Below are 17,022 nucleotides of genomic sequence, written 5' to 3'. Positions count from 1 at the left end.
GATACGAGATGAGCAAACCAATGAAACGAAGCGCCTTTTTCCTCTCTGCCGCGATGGTTGGCCTGCTCGCGGTGTACGCCCCGTCTTCCTGGTCCAGTGACAACCATGATCAGCACTCTCAAAAGTCGTCCAACGCGGCGCAATCGAACGGCTCGAAGAGCAAGCAAGCCCAGGGCATGAACCATGAAGGCATGGATCACGGCTCCATGAAAGGCATGGATCATGGCTCTATGGAGGGCATGGATCATGGTTCCATGGAAGGAATGGATCACAGCAAAATGATGGAATCGCATGGCAGCGACAAAGCTAAGGCAGGGAAAAATGGCCAATAGCGTTGCACGACCATCGCTGCTGGCATTCGCCGTTTCTTTAGGTGTGCTGGGCGTTTCGCCCAGCTTCGCCGCTGAAATGGATCATTCCGGAATGGACCACTCGGCAATGGGCCACGGTGCCATGCAGATGGACCACGCCTCATCACAGGCTGCGATGCCGGGCATGGACCACAGCCAGATGGGCGCGAGCAAGCAACCCACGCAACCTGCACCCGTTGATCACAGCAAAATGGGCCATGGCCAGCCCAAAGCGAAACCCGCCTCGATGGACCACAGCAAGATGGACCATGGAAGCATGAAAGGCATGGATCACGGGTCCATGGAAGGCATGGATCATGGCGCGATGGGTCATTCCACGATGGGAAACGGGAACGCTGATTCGCCGACCCCGACCAGCCGTACGCCAATCCCGGTGCTGACTGATGCCGACCGGCAGGCTGCCTTCCCCCCGCTTGACGGGCACAAAATGGATGACAGCGGGTTCAACAGCTTTTTCTTGCTAGACCAACTGGAATACCAAGATGCCGATGAAGGTAGCACGCTTGCTTGGGATGCATCCGGCTGGGTGGGCGGCGATATCAATAGGCTCTGGATTCGCTCGGAAGGTGAACGAACCAATGGTGTGACTGAAGATGCTGAGCTGCAGCTCCTCTATGGCCGCTCGGTAAGCCCGTGGTGGGATGTTGTCGCCGGCGTCCGGCAGGATTTCAAACCGGAGGATCCGCAGACCTGGGCTGCGTTCGGTATTCAGGGCCTGGCCCTGTATGACTTCGAAGCTGAAGCCACCGCCTTTATCGGCGAGAACGGTCAAACCGCTGCCCGTCTGGAGGGCGAGTACGACATCTTGCTAACCAATCGTTTAATTCTTCAGCCAACCGCTGAGGCCAACTTTTATGGCAAGAACGACCCGGAACGCGGCGTCGGCTCTGGCCTGGCAAACACCGAAGTCGGGCTGCGGTTACGGTACGAGATTGTTCGCCAGTTCGCGCCATACATAGGTGTCACCTGGAGCCGTTCCTACGGCAAAACCGCCGATTTCATTCGGGATGAAGGCGGGGACGTGGACGAAGCTCGTTTTGTGGCCGGTATTCGGATGTGGTTTTGAGAACTCAACATGAAAAAAACAATTACAACGCTGGTGGCGGCAGGTGCTGTTACTAGCGCAGCAGTGCTAGGTGCTGCTTACTTCGGTCTCGTGAACGTTGGTGCGGACGACCCACACTTCCCCGCTGTGCATGCGTTTTTGGCCATGGCGCGGGATCGCTCGATTGAAGTCCGAGCAAGCGACATTGAGGTGCCAAACCTTAAAGATCCTGCTCTCATCCAAGCAGGGGCAGGCAACTACAACGCCATGTGTATCGGTTGCCACCTCGCGCCAGGGGTGGAGAAAACTGAACTCAGCCAAGCCCTATACCCATCCCCACCAAACCTCACCGAGATAGGTGTAAGCGGTGACCCTGCTGCTGCGTTTTGGACCATCAAGCACGGTATCAAAGCGACAGGCATGCCAGCCTGGGGTAAGAGCATGGACGACCAGTACATCTGGGGAATCGTCGCGTTCCTGGACCAGCTACCGCAACTCAATGCTGAGCAGTACCAGATGATGGTCGCTTCCAGTGGTGGTCACCAACATGGCGGTGGCGAAAGCGATATGCATAACCATGAAGGCCAACACGGTGGTGCGAAATCAGGTCATGGAAATCATGATGATTCCGCAGCAAACGGCGTGGCTGAGGAAAGTCATGATCATGGCAGTTCGCATTCGGAGTCTTCATCAGTAGCGGAGCACCACGGTGAACACGAGTCCGGCGAGGCGCACTCGGACCACCACACAGGTTCTACTCCCAAAACCCATGTGCACAAAGACGGGAAGGAGCACACTCATGACAAGTAAGCGCCGCTTCCTCGGTTTAAGTACCGCAGCGTCACTTCTAATCGCCTCAGCCGCCTTTGCTGCGGAGCCCCTGACTATCGATGTGCACCGGGACGCTAATTGCGGTTGCTGTAAGAAATGGATAGCGCACTTGGAGGCAAACGGCTTCAAGGTCGTCGACCACGTTGAAACGGACATGAGGGCGGTGAAGCAAGAGCTAGGAGTAGCTCCGAGGCTGGCTTCGTGTCACACCGCGGTTATCGATGGCAAGTTTGTGGAAGGTCACGTCCCCGCAGCCCAGGTGCAGGAGCTCATAAAGCGCAACGACCTGGCAGGCGTCGCGGTACCTGGCATGCCCGCTGGCTCACCAGGTATGGAGGTTGATGGCATGAAACACGCCTATCAAGTCATCGGCCTCACCAAGAGTGGGGACGATCAAGTAGTTGCCAGTTATCCTGACACGTAATGCAAGATGCCCCGGGGGAAGGGCTTCTGCCGGCCAGCCGACCAGCTGCAGCGCTGGTCGTGGTCAGCTTACTCCAAGACTTACCCTGTCCCTTCGGTCAGTTTTGACCTCTACAGTTAATTCCAGCAGAGCGATATTCGAGGATTTTCAACTCACCTGTTGAGTCCTCGTAATTCATCTGTGTCGGCATCACGTCGCAGCTACCTTTGAGCGAAGTCATACTGATAACTCTCGCCACATCCAGTTTCATTCCGTAGCGATAATGGATCACTTCAGGTGGTTTTTTTCCATTGGCAGCGGCGTAGGCACGCATTGCTTGCTCATTTGCCTGAATCATCTTTCCGTGTAAGCGATCAGATCCTCCTTCAGCTAAAGCGGATGAGGAGGCGATTACGAGCATGAGGGCGGCAATGCTTTTAGCGGTGTTCATTTCTGTTACTCCATGAAGACATGAGTGAAGCTTACCGACTGGGAGCTGTCATCCACGTGATCCAGGAATTACATGTTTGTAAGCAGGCTATCGATAATGATGGCTCTGAATACACGTGAAAGCCGCGTCGTTTCAGGCTGCGACAGTTTTAATTCTCTAGCGAATCAGTCTGAACCGGCGTTTTGGGTGATTGCGACAGTTTTGCGTTTCCTCTCCAAATGGCTGCAGGCCGCGAAAGACGGGACCCTCTAGCGACAGTTTTAATTCTCTAAATCCACCACCCGCAGAAAATTTCGTCACGCCCCAGAATGGGAATTTGCATTCGGGGCGCACCACGATTCATCTCGTGCCAGAAGCCGCCTGCAGTGCAATCAATTGGCGAGCCAAGACTCGACTACCTCAGCGCCATACTCGTTTTTCCAGGCCTTAAGCGTACGCTGATTACCACCCTTGGTCTCAACAACCTCTCCGCTGTGTGGATTCTTGTAGACCTTCACTTCGCGTGGTTTCCGAGAGGTTTTTGGGGCCATATCAGTGGAAGCCACCGCTTGCGGATCGAGGATCAGCACCACTTGGCGCAGGCCGTAGCCATACTCGTTGAGCAAACTGCGCAGCTTCGTTTCAAATTCCATTTCCTGCTTCAGGGCAGAGTCATTTTTCAGCGCTTCCAGCTCCGCCAGTTGGGCTGCGAGCTGTTGTTCGAGCAGGCGGAATTCAGCGAGACGGGACATAAGATTCTCCAAAATGGGTTCGATGATTTTAGCAATCAAGAAAGAAAGCGTGCTAACTATCTTGATCCCACATGCCTGAATCGGCAATCACGAGGCTGAGCGATCGGTGTGGATAAAAACGTGATGGCTTCAGGATCGTCGATCTGGGCGGCTTCACTTGCGAGGTAATCGATCAGCTTTTTGCTTCTTACCCAAACGTACTGCCGGCAAGCCGCGTTTGGAATGGATGGCCCCGCAACGGGGCGAAACCTGGCCTCCCAAAGGTGCTTGAACGCCTCCCTGGTCGACTTCCCCAAATACACCGCAATCTCCGGTCCCAAGATATAGCCACGCCTGAATCTGTCGATGGCTTGAGGCTTAACCATCAATTGCGTACGCCGGCCTCGTTCGACAGCAGTGCTCCATAGCAGACCCAGTCGAACGAACGCGTATGCGCATTGTTCTTTGACGCCTAACAGCGCAGCAGCCTTGACTACCGACAGGCCGGGAAAGACCGGACTCTTGTTCTCAGCTCGGGCTTGTTGCCACGCTGCAAAATCTTGCGGCTTGAGTAACCACGCCCCTACCGCAACCGAGCCATTCTCAGCTGGGCCGTAAGCGCGAAGTTCACCTGCACGTATTGCCTGAACCAACTCGACCAACCCACCCCCCTTGGGCAGAGAATGCTTGGCCAAGTAGTTGATCGACACCAGGCTCTGGTCAGAGCTGGTAGGCAGCTTCTCATCAATCAATTCGTTGATCGAGCGGCAGTCAATCAGCCACCTTTCGCCTGGGCGCGGTTCTCCACCAAAGAACTGGAGGGTACCACCAGCTAGCAGCTGCCTAACCCGATTGCGACAGAGGCTTAGCAAAGTCGAGGTTTCTTTCATATCAGCCACGCCCTGGAGATGCTGCGAGATTGCCTTCAAATGATCCAGGTCCACGACCGTAAAGACTCGATCTTCATGGACCTTCTCCCGATAGGCGATTTGTCCCTCCTGATGAAGGCGTTTTATGACTGATACCCCGAGACCACAAGCTTCAGCAGCAGAATCGAACGACACCCAACGATGTCTCTCAATCGTCTCCTCACTCAAATTGCGATTTCGCTTCGCTAACGGTGCTTCCCACGCATGCTGCAGAAATGATTCGAACTCTCGACGAAGAAAGTCAAAACAAGAGTCATCCAGATCACGGTGGATGTCGTGGTATATCGGGCCGAACGATCTGCTGAGCGTCCAATGTTCGTTATCGGAATGGACTGCCTTGAGGCCACTCAGCAGTTCTCTGAATGCGAGAGGCCAGTTCATGAGAACCACGCCCGCCGCGTTTGCCATAAGCCGCGATATCTCTAGCGAACCCGAATCAGCAACCTTCAGCGGCTGGGTTCTTTCCGTAGGCAAACTTCTGACAGCGAGACGCGATGACAACTCGTGAAACTGTTCGTAGGTGAGGGCCGCCAATCCCGCGTCAGCTGGCAACGAGTCGGCGTAAAACCTATCTTCAAAGCCAGAGGTGAGCCAGGCGGCCGTATCACTCGCCGGCGCGATCTCAAAATTGGTCCCACTCAATGAGGTGCCACACGCTTGGCAACTATTCGCACTCATTGCGCTTGGATCGGTTTCCTTCAGACAGTTGGGGCACCGCCCGTGGAGTTCAGTGCCGTGGACAGAACACGTCGTAACCAGGGTCAAGCCCCAGCTTTCTCTCCAATAACCGGCTTCGCCCAAACAGATCGGACAGTAACGAGCGTGATGAGTCGTCCATAACTTGACCCCCTTGGGCCTTGGATCACGAAACTCAGCAGATACCGCAGGCCAGCTCAGTGGTCCTTCCATCATCTGCAGCCAGTCCGCAACATCGGTCTCGTCGGCTCGTGCAAAGGCGGTGAGCAGTTCCTTTCTGGGTAATCCGTTGGCTTTCGCCAGGCGCTGCAGGTACCCCAAAAGACTTTCGTCTTGGTGTGGTCGTGGGTTGATTAAAAGACCAAACATTCCTACACATCCATGAAATCGAAGACATAAAAATCAGGGGAGTAGAGCCGGGCCGATAAGCCCGGCCCTTGGCCGTCAGGTACTGCTCTCTTCGAACGTCTCAAACGGCTCCCGCTTCCCGAACAGAGGCTGGAAATTGAAGCTCGCACTGAAGGGGTTTCGATCCTCGGTGGCGTAGCTCCAAACCTCGTCTTCAAAAGCCTGGGCCAGCACAGGAAGTTCAATCCCGACAAGGTCCTGGACTTGAACCAGCCAAACAGCCCTGTCCACAATCTTGATGAGGTAGTCGATCAATCCATAGGAAGCCAGGTAGAAGCGTTTAATCATCGCTGGCTCTACAAAACTGATGGTTTGAACAGGCAGTTCGCCCTCGATTGCCTGCAACAACATCACGAAATGAAGAGACGTATTAGCGGAGAAGGTGAAGCGATCGTATGCCACCGTGGCCGAAAACCTGCGTCGCAGTTGCTCGTTTGCTAGCAGGAGATTTTCGGTGCGCTTCAGCCCAATCAGAACAAACGCGATACTGGTTTCATTCATCAGACTCTTGATCCAGTCTGCTGCCTCATACGCACCATTACGACGATAATCGACCAGGTGCTGCGCCTCATCGAGGACCAACATCTCCACGCCAAGGTTCTTCAGCAGCAGGACTACTCGCGCAAATTTAACCTCTGCCGAATGTCCTCGTGCCTCTGCGAAGGGATCCTTCAGCTCTGCCAAAATGGCTGCTGCCAGGTTCTTTTTGGTTGGAGACGAAGGCATCTCGACGAACAGAACTGTCCGCTTCTGTGGGTCATGGCTCTCCAATTCCTCCAATGACCGAATGTACTCCTTGACCAATGTGCTCTTGCCCACTCCGCTTGGACCTTGGATCAGCAACCCTTTACTTGCTCTGGTACGCCGACTATCGCCGTGGATATCGCCTAGTCGCGTCAACGCTCGCTCGACTTGAGGGCTGTGAATAAAACGATCGCGGAGCGTAAAGCTGTATTCACCATGCTCGTAGCATTCGTACAGATTGATGGCGTTCATGGCTTAGAACTCCCAGCAGGGCGACGAACCGAGACCTTGAAGGCTGCTGGCGGAATGTTAGGAATAGAGTCACCGGTCCATTCCACTTCAGCGAGTACCTTGGGTGGAGGCGTGCTTTCGGTCACTCGACCCTCCTTGTCGATTTTCGCTATGGCAGCTGCGCGTCGTTTTCTGAGCGTCTGCGAACGGCGGGCCTCGTCTGCATCTTCCATAATTTCCTGGTAGCACCTGTGCGTAGCCTCGAAGCTAGGCTGCTCATTATATTTTTCTCGCAGCGCTTTCTCGGCAGCCTTCCACACCTCCCTGCTCTTACCGGCCATTCGCTCATCTTTGGCGGGCACTTTGAAGAACAAGTTTCTGAAGCGGTCGTGAACCCAAACGTGCCCGGCTTCGTCTCGATAGCGGACGTTTACCTTTTCTCCGTCTGCCAAACGCATACGGAGCTCAGCAAGTTCCGTAGAGTGGTAGCCCACTTTGGCAACCTCGATGCCGTAATGGTGAACCTTCACCGAGGCCCGCTTGGCCAGAATGCACTCCAACGAGTCCAGGTCGACGGGAAGGCTGATGACATGGTTCGCCTCGCTAGTCCCCCAGACTTGAGCCGGTGTTCTGTTGTCCAGCCCCCGATGAGGAGTCTGGTGGTAACCATCGACGATCCATTTCACTACCACCGCCTCCAATTGAGGGAGCGTGAAACATGCATTCTTCTCCGAGTCGTAATCGCCACGCTGCTGGATATTCGAGAAGGTGGTACCCGGGAGGTTGTGGATAAGCCCCAGGTTCTGTGTGCTGAAAAAGCGTTCGACGGCACCTTTCCTTTGAGGGGCCCTTGAAGCGGGATACATGATCTCGATACCCAACTCGTTGAATCCCATGATGAGATCGCCCGCGTGAAATTCCGCTGCGTTGTCTGGGACTATTCGAGCCGGCAGCCCACGTGCCCACCATTCATTTCTCACTTTCGGAAAGCGCTTCAGCAATTCGGCTTTTGGACGGATTGAGCGTTCGATCACACGAAGCACGGTTTCCGTATTTGGCGCCGACAGGTGGAGCAAATATCCCATCACCATTCGAGAGAAGCGGTCGAGGACGATCGTCAGATAGGGGCGCCCAATGCACAGCCCCGAGGTTTCATCCACAAGCTGGACGTCCAACAAGGTGTGATCAATTTCCCAACGTTCCAAAATCTCATGGACACGTAGGACACCCGCCGCAACACGGTGCTTCTTGTCTGCTGCGTGTTTTCCGAGCCTCTCCTTATCCACAAGGTACGGATCCAGCTTGGCGATGTACCTTCGGACAGTCATTCCGCTTGGGATCTTGAGCTGATCCGAAGGCAAACGACTTTTGTTCCTCTCTTTTATCTGATCCTCGAATTCTGAAACGACCACGCTGACCGCTGGAATCGTATCCTGCAGGTAGGTTTTATTAATCACCCCTTCAAGAATAACTTCGAGCTCTCCCTGTATCGCGGCAGCCCGACCCTTTTTGGCATGCTGAGGGATAAGCTTTACTACGTTCTGGCCAATGTATTTGGCTGCCCAACGTCGAATAGTGGAAACCGAGGGTGCGCACGCATCCCCAATCTTTTTGGCGATATCTCTAAGCTTCTTGATCATGTCTTCGTCACCCGGTAGCTTGTATTTACCGCGCTTAGTTAGGTCGTCCAGATACTTGCGTCGACGCAATGCCTCATCTCCATGTTTTTTGGGGAAGCATGAAATATCTGGAGGGACGTTCCGCACATACGGAACCCTCCCAAGGTATGGCTGATCAGCGGAGATCTCGATCTCGCGCTTCTCGTAGGCCTCATAGAACTCCTTCTCGGATAGCTTCGTGGGCTCACCAAGCTCATCGAAAAAGAGCAGCTTCCGGTCAATAAGCCTCTTCTCAAGCACCATCAGTACGCCACGAACGATGACGACCAATTTCACCCTAAGGGAAAAGGTTTGCATGACGGTGCCCCCCTTGCAGGAAGACCGGGGAGTCAGTGTCAATTGACCTATCAAGGTCAATGCCCACCACCCCAAGGCCTAACAAGCGCCAGGCTTTCCCCTCACCAACCACGTAGAGCAGATCTGCAACGGTCATAGGCGGCCATTCGTTGAAGGTCGCCATTACCTCCTCCAACGCCTGATGCGAAAGCTCTGGACCGCGCCGGTGATACATCAGCCTTCTAAGATTGGTAGCCAGGGGTTCAGCTTCAATTAACTTTTCAGTGATCACCGAAAAGTTACGGGCAGTGGCGTTGAAGTAGCGCTCAGCGGCATCCAGTCGCTGCCTGACGCTGGCAATCTTCAGTCGGTCGTGAGGCTTCACTTCAAACCACCACTCGCGCCCATCCGCGAGGAAAACCTGTACGTCTGGGTAATATTTGAAGTAGCCCTGGAGCGATGGAACACGTTCCTCACTGGGCTGCGGGACGTAGCCGATGACCGCAGGAGACAGCTCAAGAAGCCGAAAAAGAGCGCCTTCGAGCTGGGACTCCCAGGGCACAGGCTTTTTATTTTTGAGCGATGGGAAGTAGCCGCGGTAATGGTTGGACCGCCGCGTGACCACCTTTCGTACTGTCATGAAACACCTCCGAAAATCTCGAAACGAGCGCCGACGCTGCGCCAAAAAATCAAGGCGCAGGGCGGGCGAAGTGAGGCCTTTCGACAGGCAACACTGTGCCGTCGAGTAACCTCGCTAAGGTCGAAAAAATGGGAGAGGATTGACAGTCGCTTCGAAAAAGCAGACATTGCGGGTTCTGAGGACGCAAGTCTGCTTCGCTAAGCGCGGTCAGTCCTCTCGGGATTGATCGCGTTTTTCTACATTTTCAGGTCTCCTTTTCTCTCATTGGTCATGACTCTCATGACTGATCAGAATCTAAAGCAATCGGCTTGCTCTCTTTATTTCTAAACGGCCACTTCGTGATCGCTGGAGCAATTTGGATCAGGTCTGAAGCTCTCGCTTCAAACAGCTGATTTGGCTGAAAATCTTCAGTGCAAAGCGGAAAAGTTGGTCATAGATCTTATTCCAACATCCCTTCGAAATCTACAAAAAATCCAAAATGGCAACTTCCACCAAATTCCATTTCCATACTAAATTGTTCAAATTAATACTTAACACGTACGCTTAATTAACTATTAAGGTGTTCAAATATTAGTTTTAAAGTCCTCTCAATCTCTCTGCTGCTCAGATCCGCCCGCCGACCCTCTCAGCACTTCCAGCGCCCCATCAAATCACTTCCTCAAATCCCCCCATCTGCATCATTTTCCAATGAGCGGAGTAGGGCGCCCCGGCAGGAATTCCAGGCAAAAAAAAGCCCGCGAAGGCGGGCTTGATGGTGACCGACAGGGGCCATGGTTGAAGCCCGGCCGGTCATCTATTTGTGAAAGCGTGCAGCTTTTCTGTGAACCTACACGCTGATCAGAAGTCCAGGTTCGATACCGACAGCGCGTTGCTCTCGATGAAGTCGCGACGCGGTTCCACCGCATCGCCCATCAAGGTGTTGAAGATCTGGTCGGCGGCAATCGCATCCTCAATGGTTACCTTGAGCATGCGACGCACGGTTGGGTCCATCGTGGTTTCCCACAGCTGCTCAGGGTTCATTTCGCCCAGACCCTTATACCGCTGAATGGTGTGGCGCTTGGTGCTCTCGTTCATCAGCCAGTCCAGTGCTTCCTTGAACTCTGTGATCGCTTTGCGACGCTCACCGCGCTTCACGTACGCACCTTCACCCAGCAGGGTCGACAACTTGGCCCCGATGTTGACGACCGTACGGTAGTCATTGCTGCCGAAGAAGTCGCGGTTGAAGGTCACGTAGCTGGCCAGCCCGTGGGAAGTGACCTCGACTTCCGGCAGCCAGACATTTCGCTCTTTGTCTTCGCGCAGGCTTGCTTTGTAGGCCAAGCCCGAAGATTGGCAATGATCGAGGCGCTGTTGGAACTTGGCGAGCCAAGCCTGCATTACGCCGTGGTCACCCAACTGCTCCAGGGTCACTTCCGGCAAGTAGATGAAGTGCTCGGTGATGTCTTGCGGATACAGACGAGACAGACGCTTGAGTGTCTTCATCACGCTGCGGAATTCGTTCACCAAGGTTTCCAACTGAACGCCCGAAACGGCTGGCGCCGATTCGTCCAGGTGCAGGCTGGCATCTTCGAGGGCCGACTGGGTCATGTATTCTTCCATGGCCTCGTCGTCCTTGATGTACTGCTCCTGCTTGCCTTTCTTGACCTTGTACAACGGCGGCTGAGCGATGTAGATGTAGCCCCGCTCGACCAATTCCGGCAACTGTCGGAAGAAGAAGGTCAGCAACAGCGTGCGGATGTGCGAACCGTCAACGTCAGCATCGGTCATGATGATGATGTTGTGGTAGCGCAACTTGTCGATGTTGTACTCTTCGCGGCCGATCCCGCAGCCCAACGCCGTGATCAACGTGCCCACTTCCTGGGACGAGATCATCTTGTCGAAGCGCGCTTTCTCGACGTTCAGGATCTTGCCTTTGAGGGGCAGGATCGCCTGGGTGCGGCGGTTACGCCCTTGTTTGGCCGAGCCACCTGCGGAGTCACCCTCCACCAGGTACAGTTCGGAGAGGGCAGGGTCCTTCTCCTGGCAGTCAGCCAACTTGCCTGGCAAGCCTGCGATATCCAACGCGCCCTTACGACGGGTCATTTCACGGGCTTTGCGTGCCGCTTCACGGGCGCGGGCAGCATCGATCATCTTGCCGACTACGGCTTTGGCTTCGTTAGGATTTTCCAACAGGAAATCAGCGAAGTATTTGTTCATCTCTTGTTCCACGGCGGTTTTCACTTCCGAGGAGACCAGCTTGTCTTTAGTCTGGGAGCTGAACTTTGGATCAGGCACTTTGACCGAAATGATCGCGGTGAGCCCCTCACGGGCGTCGTCACCGGTCGTGGCAACCTTGTTCTTCTTCGCCAAACCTTCCTGCTCGATGTAGCTGTTGAGGCTACGGGTCAGCGACGAGCGGAAGCCCACCAAGTGGGTACCACCGTCACGCTGCGGAATGTTGTTGGTGAAGCACAGCAGGTTTTCGTTGAAGCTGTCGTTCCACTGCAGGGCGATCTCTACGCCCACGCCATCTTCACGCTGCACATTGAAGTGGAAGACCTGGGAGTTGATCGGCGTTTTGTTGGTGTTGAGATACTCGACGAACGCGCTCAGGCCACCCTCGTATTTGAAGAATTCTTCCTTACCCGAACGCTCATCCTTCAGCAGGATGCCAACGCCGGAGTTGAGGAAGGACAGTTCACGGATCCGCTTTGCCAGAATATCCCAGCTGAAATGAATGTTCTTGAACGTCTCAGCCGAGGGTTTGAAGTGGATGTGAGTACCCGTGGTCTCACTGTCGCCAACGATCGCCATCGGTGCCTGAGGCACACCGTGGACATAGGTCTGTTCCCAGATCTTGCCACTGCGGCGTACGGTCAGGACGAGCTTTTCAGAAAGCGCGTTAACCACCGACACACCCACGCCGTGCAAGCCACCGGAAACTTTGTACGAGTTGTCGTCGAACTTACCGCCGGCATGCAGCACGGTCATGATGACCTCGGCTGCGGATACGCCTTCTTCTTTATGCACATCGACCGGAATGCCGCGACCGTTGTCGCGCACGCTGATGGACTCGTCCGGGTGGATGATGACAGTAATGTCGTCGCAGTGCCCTGCGAGGGCTTCGTCGATCGAGTTGTCGACCACTTCGAAGACCATGTGGTGCAGGCCGCTACCATCATCGGTGTCGCCAATATACATGCCGGGACGCTTGCGTACGGCGTCCAAACCTTTCAGCACCTTGATGCTGGAGGAGTCGTACGTTTGATTTTCGCTCATGCCTTCACTCCCGATGGTCGTGGGTCTGGGTGATACGGCCCTGTTCCACGTGGAACAAAGCAACCGGCGTATCCTTCTGCCAGCCTTCCCTCAGTAATTCTTGATCTACACAAGTGATGAACACTTGGCAGCGTAATTCTTCAAGCAAGCGGCACAATGCGCGGCGATGCTGGTCATCCAGCTCGGACGGCAGGTCGTCAACGAGATAAATACACTGGCCGCGTCTTGCCTGGCTAACGAGGTGCCCCTGGGCAATGCGCAGGGCGCAGACCACCAGTTTTTGCTGACCGCGGGAGAGAATGTCTGCTGCGTTGTTGGCAGCCAGACGTAAACGCAGATCAGCACGCTGTGGGCCGGCCTGGGTATGGCCCATTTGCTGATCGCGAAGGAGAGAGGATGCGAGTACTTCTTGCAGTTCGCGGTCCTTGTCCCAGCCTCGGTAATAGCTCAGGGTCAGCCCGTCCAGCTCAACCAGCTCGCTCAGGGTTTGCTCGAAGACGGGCTTCAAGGCCTTGATGTAATTGCGACGGTATTCATCTATTTCCGCGCTGGCCAGGCATAACTCCCGGTCCCAGGCGGCTTGCGAAGCTGGGTCAAGTGTACCATGCCGCAACCATGAGTTCCGCTGCCGCAATGCCTTCTGAAGGCGTTGCCAGGCTGGGAGAAACCGAGGTTCCACGTGGAACACTCCCCAGTCGAGAAACTGCCTTCTGATCTTTGGAGCGCCTTCCAACAGGCGAAAACTGTCCGGGTTGATCAGTTGCAATGGCAGCAACTCGGCCAGTTGAGCAGCACTTCTGGCGTTCTGGCCATCGATGCGAATGGTGAACTCGCCCGCCCGCTCGCGAGATACACCCAAGTTACTGCTGCCTCCCTCGGCCAGCTGCACCTCACCGAAAACGGTACAGGCCGCTTGCTCGTACTGAATGACCGGGTTGAGCCGGGTGCTGCGAAACGACCGAGCCAGCCCTAGCAGGTGCACGGCCTCAAGCACGCTGGTCTTGCCGCTGCCGTTGGCGCCGTAGAGGATGTTGATGCGAGGAGAGGGTGAGAGCGTCACCGGGTGCAGATTGCGCACCGCGGTGACCATGATACGGAGAAGGGACATGTCGCCTGCTACAGGTTACAGACGCATCGGCATGACAACATAAGAAGAATCATCATTGCCAGCCTCCTGCAACAGCGCACTGCTGTTGGAATCGGACAGGATCAGACGAACCTGCTCGGTAGTCATCACGCCCAGTACGTCCAACAAATAGCTCACGTTGAAGCCGATCTCCAGCGAGCTACCATCGTAGTCAACGCTGATTTCTTCCTCAGCCTCTTCCTGCTCAGGGTTGTTCGCCTGAATCTTCAGCTGGCCAGCGGCCAGTTGCAGACGAATGCCGCGGTACTTTTCGTTGGACAGAATCGCGGTGCGGCTGAATGCTTCCCGCAGCGCCTGACGATCGCCGATCACCAACTTGTCACCGCCTTTAGGCAGCACGCGCTCATAGTCCGGGAATTTGCCATCAACGAGCTTGGAGGTGAAGGTAAACTCGCCGGTAGTAGCGCGGATGTGGTGCTGGCCCAAGACGATGCTGACCATGCCTTCTGGATCTGTTAGCAGGCGCGCCAGTTCGAGAATCCCTTTGCGCGGGACGATCACCTGGTGGCGGTCATCCTGTTCGATCGGTGCACTCATCGAGCAGAGTGCCAAGCGGTGGCCATCGGTGGACACTGCGCGCAGCGTGTTGCGCGATACTTCCAGAAGCATACCGTTGAGGTAGTAGCGAACGTCCTGCTGCGCCATGGCAAAGCTGGTACGCTCGATCAAGCGCCGCAGCTTGTTTTGCTCAAGGTTGCAGGTGAGCGAGCCGGGACCTTCTTCCACTGTCGGGAAGTCATTGGCTGGCAACGTCGACAGGGTGAAGCGGCTGCGCCCAGCCTTGACCAGGAGCTTTTGCTCATCGACCTTGATATCGATCAGCACGTCGTTTGGCAGGCTCTTGCAGATGTCCATGAGCTTGCGCGCCGGCACAGTGATTTCGCCAGGCTCGGCCGGCTCTTCCAGTTGTACGCGGCCCACCAGTTCGACTTCCAGGTCGGTGCCGGTCAACGACAGCTGCTGGCCCTGTACGACCAGCAAGACGTTGGACAGCACCGGCAAGGTCTGACGGCGCTCGACGACACCGGCGACCAGTTGCAGAGGTTTCAACAGGGCTTCGCGTTGAATGGTGAAATGCATGGTCTAGTCCCTTGCCTTCAATGAGCTGCGCTGGCGACGCTCAGGTCGTCAGCGTGCGCAGCAGGTTCTTGTAGTCCTCGCGGATATCCGCATCGGATTCTTTCAATTCGTTGATCTTGCGACAGGCGTGCAACACTGTGGTGTGGTCGCGTCCACCGAACATGTCGCCAATCTCTGGAAGGCTGTGGTTGGTCAGCTCTTTGGACAGGGCCATGGCCACCTGCCGAGGGCGTGCTACCGACCGCGAGCGACGCTTGGACAACAGATCGGAGATCTTGATCTTGTAGTACTCAGCGACAGTGCGCTGAATGTTATCCACACTGACCAGTTTGTCCTGCAACGCCAACAGGTCCTTCAAGGATTCACGGATCAGCTCGATGGTGATGTCGCGGCCCATGAAGTGCGAATGAGCGATGACCCGCTTCAAGGCCCCTTCGAGTTCACGCACGTTCGAGCGGATGCGCTGAGCGATGAAGAAGGCGGCATCATGCGGCAGTTCGACCTTGGCCTGGTCGGCTTTCTTCATCAGGATCGCAACGCGGGTTTCCAACTCTGGCGGTTCGACGGCAACCGTCAAACCCCAGCCGAAACGCGATTTCAGACGTTCTTCTAGACCTTCGATTTCCTTCGGGTAACGGTCGCTGGTGAGAATTACCTGCTGACCACCCTCGAGCAGGGCATTGAAGGTATGGAAAAACTCCTCCTGCGAGCGCTCCTTACGGGCGAAGAACTGGATGTCATCGATCAATAGCGCGTCGACCGAGCGGTAGAAGCGCTTGAATTCATTGATCGCGTTCAACTGCAGCGCTTTGACCATGTCGGCGACGAACCGCTCCGAATGCAGGTAGACCACCTTGGCATTCGGATTTTTTTTCAGCAGGTGGTTACCCACAGCATGCATGAGGTGGGTTTTGCCCAAACCGACGCCGCCATAAAGGAACAGCGGGTTGTAACCATGTTTGGGGTTATCGGCCACCTGCCAGGCTGCAGCGCGGGCCAGCTGGTTCGACTTACCTTCCACGAAGGTCTCGAAGGTAAAGGTACGGTTCAGGTAACTAGTGTGCTTGAGCGCACCTTCGACCTGCACAGTCCGTTGCTCGGTGCGCGTGGAGGCGGCAGGCGCAGCACTGCTATCAGCCATGGAGTCGAAACTGTCACGCGACACCGCCTGGCTGACATCGTTGTGCACTGGCTCTGCGGCGGGCGCAGGCGCGGCTTCTGCTACAGCGGCAGCTGCGGGCGCCGGGGTCTGCTGCACCTGGGTCTGTGCGAGCGAAGCGGCCATCGCGGCGCTGACCGGCGCATTGGGTGCCGCACGGGGCGCCGAGCTGCGACGGCTGCCTATCAATAAGGAAAGGGCAGGCGCGATGCCGCTGCCGTTTTCACCCAACAGCTCGAGCAGACGGCCGAGGTACTTTTCATTCACCCAGTCGAGAACGAAGCGATTGGGCGCGTAGACGCGCAACTCGTCGCCTTCAGCTTCGACCTGTAACGGACGGATCCAGGTGTTGAATTGCTGGGTAGGCAGTTCGTCACGCAGAAGCTCCACGCACTGCTGCCAAAGTTCCACTGACACGGAAATCCCCTGAGTTTAAAGCCGGATGAGGCAAAACAAACCGCCATTGTACCGGGCGAGCGCCGACTTATCCACATGTGGAAACGGTCGAAGCCGTGGTTAATCAGCCATTTGCCGGCATATTTACCTTGATCGCACTGTGAATAAACCCTGTGGATAACACCGCCTGAGGGCTATGCACAACCCTACCTGCAAATCTGTTGATAACTCTGCTGTGGATAACCCCATCTCTTGTCCACAGCCTTTGCGCAGGACCAGCACAGCCGCAGCACCGGAAACAGACAACTTTTCAAAACTCTGTACAGCCCGAGAATAGAGGCCTACAGAGGTTTATCCACAGAAGGTTGCCCACATAAGATTTATAAGTTCTTCAGAAAAGCTTTTTATATGCCTCTTCTTATTTTTCATGTTTAGCCTCCGTTTGCCAGCATGATCACGCCGTGAGCAAGCGATGACCAGGGCAACGCCTTCTATAGGAAAGGTTGGTTGGAAATTGACCTACGGGCTTGCTTTCTCTAGAATCGCCGATCTCTTAAAAAGGGGGCCA

At 55.3% G+C, this 17,022-nt stretch carries 14 protein-coding genes; 4 read left to right on the top strand and 10 right to left on the bottom strand.

Features of this window, described 5'->3' with window-relative positions:
• Window positions 1-8: 8 nt before the first annotated feature.
• The 4 genes from ACLEJW_RS07540 to ACLEJW_RS07525 are packed head-to-tail and all read left to right on the top strand — an operon-like array spanning window position 9 to window position 2,671.
• Entirely contained in the window at window positions 9-332 is a 324-nt protein-coding gene (locus ACLEJW_RS07540; protein ID WP_012269845.1) for a hypothetical protein, read from the top strand.
• Complete coding sequence (locus ACLEJW_RS07535; protein ID WP_011953082.1) at window positions 322-1,437, top strand: copper resistance protein B; 1,116 nt, start codon at window positions 322-324, stop codon at window positions 1,435-1,437. The genes ACLEJW_RS07540 and ACLEJW_RS07535 overlap by 11 nt, the downstream gene beginning before the upstream one ends.
• 9 nt (window positions 1,438-1,446) lie before the next feature.
• Window positions 1,447-2,226 (top strand): c-type cytochrome, encoded by a 780-nt coding sequence (locus tag ACLEJW_RS07530; protein WP_011953081.1) that lies wholly within the window; start codon window positions 1,447-1,449, stop codon window positions 2,224-2,226.
• On the top strand, window positions 2,216-2,671 hold the full coding sequence (locus tag ACLEJW_RS07525) for a DUF411 domain-containing protein (protein ID WP_011953080.1): 456 nt from the start codon (window positions 2,216-2,218) through the stop codon (window positions 2,669-2,671). Before ACLEJW_RS07530 ends, ACLEJW_RS07525 begins: the two co-directional genes overlap by 11 nt.
• A gap of 97 nt (window positions 2,672-2,768) precedes the next feature.
• On the opposite strand, the gene ACLEJW_RS07520 is transcribed toward ACLEJW_RS07525, so the two are convergent.
• The 10 genes from ACLEJW_RS07520 to dnaA all read right to left on the bottom strand — a co-directional run bounded on the left by ACLEJW_RS07520 (window position 2,769) and on the right by dnaA (window position 16,475).
• Entirely contained in the window at window positions 2,769-3,101 is a 333-nt protein-coding gene (locus tag ACLEJW_RS07520) for a DUF2790 domain-containing protein (RefSeq protein ID WP_011953079.1), read from the bottom strand.
• A 371-nt stretch (window positions 3,102-3,472) separates the two neighbouring features.
• Window positions 3,473-3,832 carry a histone-like nucleoid-structuring protein, MvaT/MvaU family gene (locus tag ACLEJW_RS07515; RefSeq protein WP_010951431.1) on the bottom strand — a complete coding sequence of 120 codons (360 nt, stop codon included), beginning with the start codon at window positions 3,830-3,832 and terminating at the stop codon, window positions 3,473-3,475.
• A 56-nt stretch (window positions 3,833-3,888) separates the two neighbouring features.
• Complete coding sequence (locus tag ACLEJW_RS07510) at window positions 3,889-5,805, bottom strand: TniQ family protein (protein WP_010951430.1); 1,917 nt, start codon at window positions 5,803-5,805, stop codon at window positions 3,889-3,891.
• Between the two features lie 75 nt (window positions 5,806-5,880).
• Window positions 5,881-6,840 (bottom strand): TniB family NTP-binding protein, encoded by a 960-nt coding sequence (locus ACLEJW_RS07505; RefSeq protein ID WP_010951429.1) that lies wholly within the window; start codon window positions 6,838-6,840, stop codon window positions 5,881-5,883.
• A complete protein-coding gene (locus tag ACLEJW_RS07500) occupies window positions 6,837-8,795 on the bottom strand; it encodes a DDE-type integrase/transposase/recombinase (protein WP_011953078.1) in 1,959 nt (652 codons plus the stop codon). The genes ACLEJW_RS07505 and ACLEJW_RS07500 overlap by 4 nt, the downstream gene beginning before the upstream one ends.
• Window positions 8,776-9,414 carry a TnsA endonuclease N-terminal domain-containing protein gene (locus ACLEJW_RS07495; RefSeq protein ID WP_011953077.1) on the bottom strand — a complete coding sequence of 213 codons (639 nt, stop codon included), beginning with the start codon at window positions 9,412-9,414 and terminating at the stop codon, window positions 8,776-8,778. The genes ACLEJW_RS07500 and ACLEJW_RS07495 overlap by 20 nt, the downstream gene beginning before the upstream one ends.
• An 837-nt stretch (window positions 9,415-10,251) precedes the next feature.
• Window positions 10,252-12,672: a DNA topoisomerase (ATP-hydrolyzing) subunit B gene (gene gyrB / locus ACLEJW_RS07490; RefSeq protein ID WP_313303018.1), complete on the bottom strand. Its 2,421-nt coding sequence runs from the start codon at window positions 12,670-12,672 to the stop codon at window positions 10,252-10,254.
• Window positions 12,673-12,676: 4 nt separating this feature from the next.
• Entirely contained in the window at window positions 12,677-13,780 is a 1,104-nt protein-coding gene (gene recF / locus ACLEJW_RS07485; protein ID WP_313303016.1) for a DNA replication/repair protein RecF, read from the bottom strand.
• 15 nt (window positions 13,781-13,795) lie between these two features.
• Window positions 13,796-14,899 carry a DNA polymerase III subunit beta gene (gene dnaN / locus ACLEJW_RS07480; protein WP_145184662.1) on the bottom strand — a complete coding sequence of 368 codons (1,104 nt, stop codon included), beginning with the start codon at window positions 14,897-14,899 and terminating at the stop codon, window positions 13,796-13,798.
• 40 nt (window positions 14,900-14,939) lie between these two features.
• Complete coding sequence (gene dnaA / locus ACLEJW_RS07475; protein WP_145184659.1) at window positions 14,940-16,475, bottom strand: chromosomal replication initiator protein DnaA; 1,536 nt, start codon at window positions 16,473-16,475, stop codon at window positions 14,940-14,942.
• Between the last annotated feature and the right edge of the window lie 547 nt (window positions 16,476-17,022).

Source organism: Pseudomonas sp. SMSB3 (assembly GCF_052041965.1).
Taxonomy (GTDB): Bacteria; Pseudomonadota; Gammaproteobacteria; order Pseudomonadales; family Pseudomonadaceae; genus Aquipseudomonas.
The sequence above is the reverse complement of the archived record's forward strand: the minus strand, read 5'-3'. Positions and strand labels throughout refer to the sequence as shown.

Excerpts from the sequence above, each read along its gene's own strand:
- ACLEJW_RS07540 (WP_012269845.1), top strand. The coding sequence starts at position 9 with ATGAGCAAACCAATGAAACGAAGCGCCTTTTTCCTCTCTGCCGCGATG.
- ACLEJW_RS07535 (WP_011953082.1), top strand. The coding sequence starts at position 322 with ATGGCCAATAGCGTTGCACGACCATCGCTGCTGGCATTCGCCGTTTCT.
- ACLEJW_RS07530 (WP_011953081.1), top strand. The coding sequence starts at position 1,447 with ATGAAAAAAACAATTACAACGCTGGTGGCGGCAGGTGCTGTTACTAGC.
- ACLEJW_RS07525 (WP_011953080.1), top strand. The coding sequence starts at position 2,216 with ATGACAAGTAAGCGCCGCTTCCTCGGTTTAAGTACCGCAGCGTCACTT.
- ACLEJW_RS07520 (WP_011953079.1), bottom strand. The coding sequence starts at position 3,101 with ATGAACACCGCTAAAAGCATTGCCGCCCTCATGCTCGTAATCGCCTCC.
- ACLEJW_RS07515 (WP_010951431.1), bottom strand. The coding sequence starts at position 3,832 with ATGTCCCGTCTCGCTGAATTCCGCCTGCTCGAACAACAGCTCGCAGCC.
- ACLEJW_RS07510 (WP_010951430.1), bottom strand. The coding sequence starts at position 5,805 with ATGTTTGGTCTTTTAATCAACCCACGACCACACCAAGACGAAAGTCTT.
- ACLEJW_RS07505 (WP_010951429.1), bottom strand. The coding sequence starts at position 6,840 with ATGAACGCCATCAATCTGTACGAATGCTACGAGCATGGTGAATACAGC.
- ACLEJW_RS07500 (WP_011953078.1), bottom strand. The coding sequence starts at position 8,795 with ATGCAAACCTTTTCCCTTAGGGTGAAATTGGTCGTCATCGTTCGTGGC.
- ACLEJW_RS07495 (WP_011953077.1), bottom strand. The coding sequence starts at position 9,414 with ATGACAGTACGAAAGGTGGTCACGCGGCGGTCCAACCATTACCGCGGC.
- gyrB (WP_313303018.1), bottom strand. The coding sequence starts at position 12,672 with ATGAGCGAAAATCAAACGTACGACTCCTCCAGCATCAAGGTGCTGAAA.
- recF (WP_313303016.1), bottom strand. The coding sequence starts at position 13,780 with ATGTCCCTTCTCCGTATCATGGTCACCGCGGTGCGCAATCTGCACCCG.
- dnaN (WP_145184662.1), bottom strand. The coding sequence starts at position 14,899 with ATGCATTTCACCATTCAACGCGAAGCCCTGTTGAAACCTCTGCAACTG.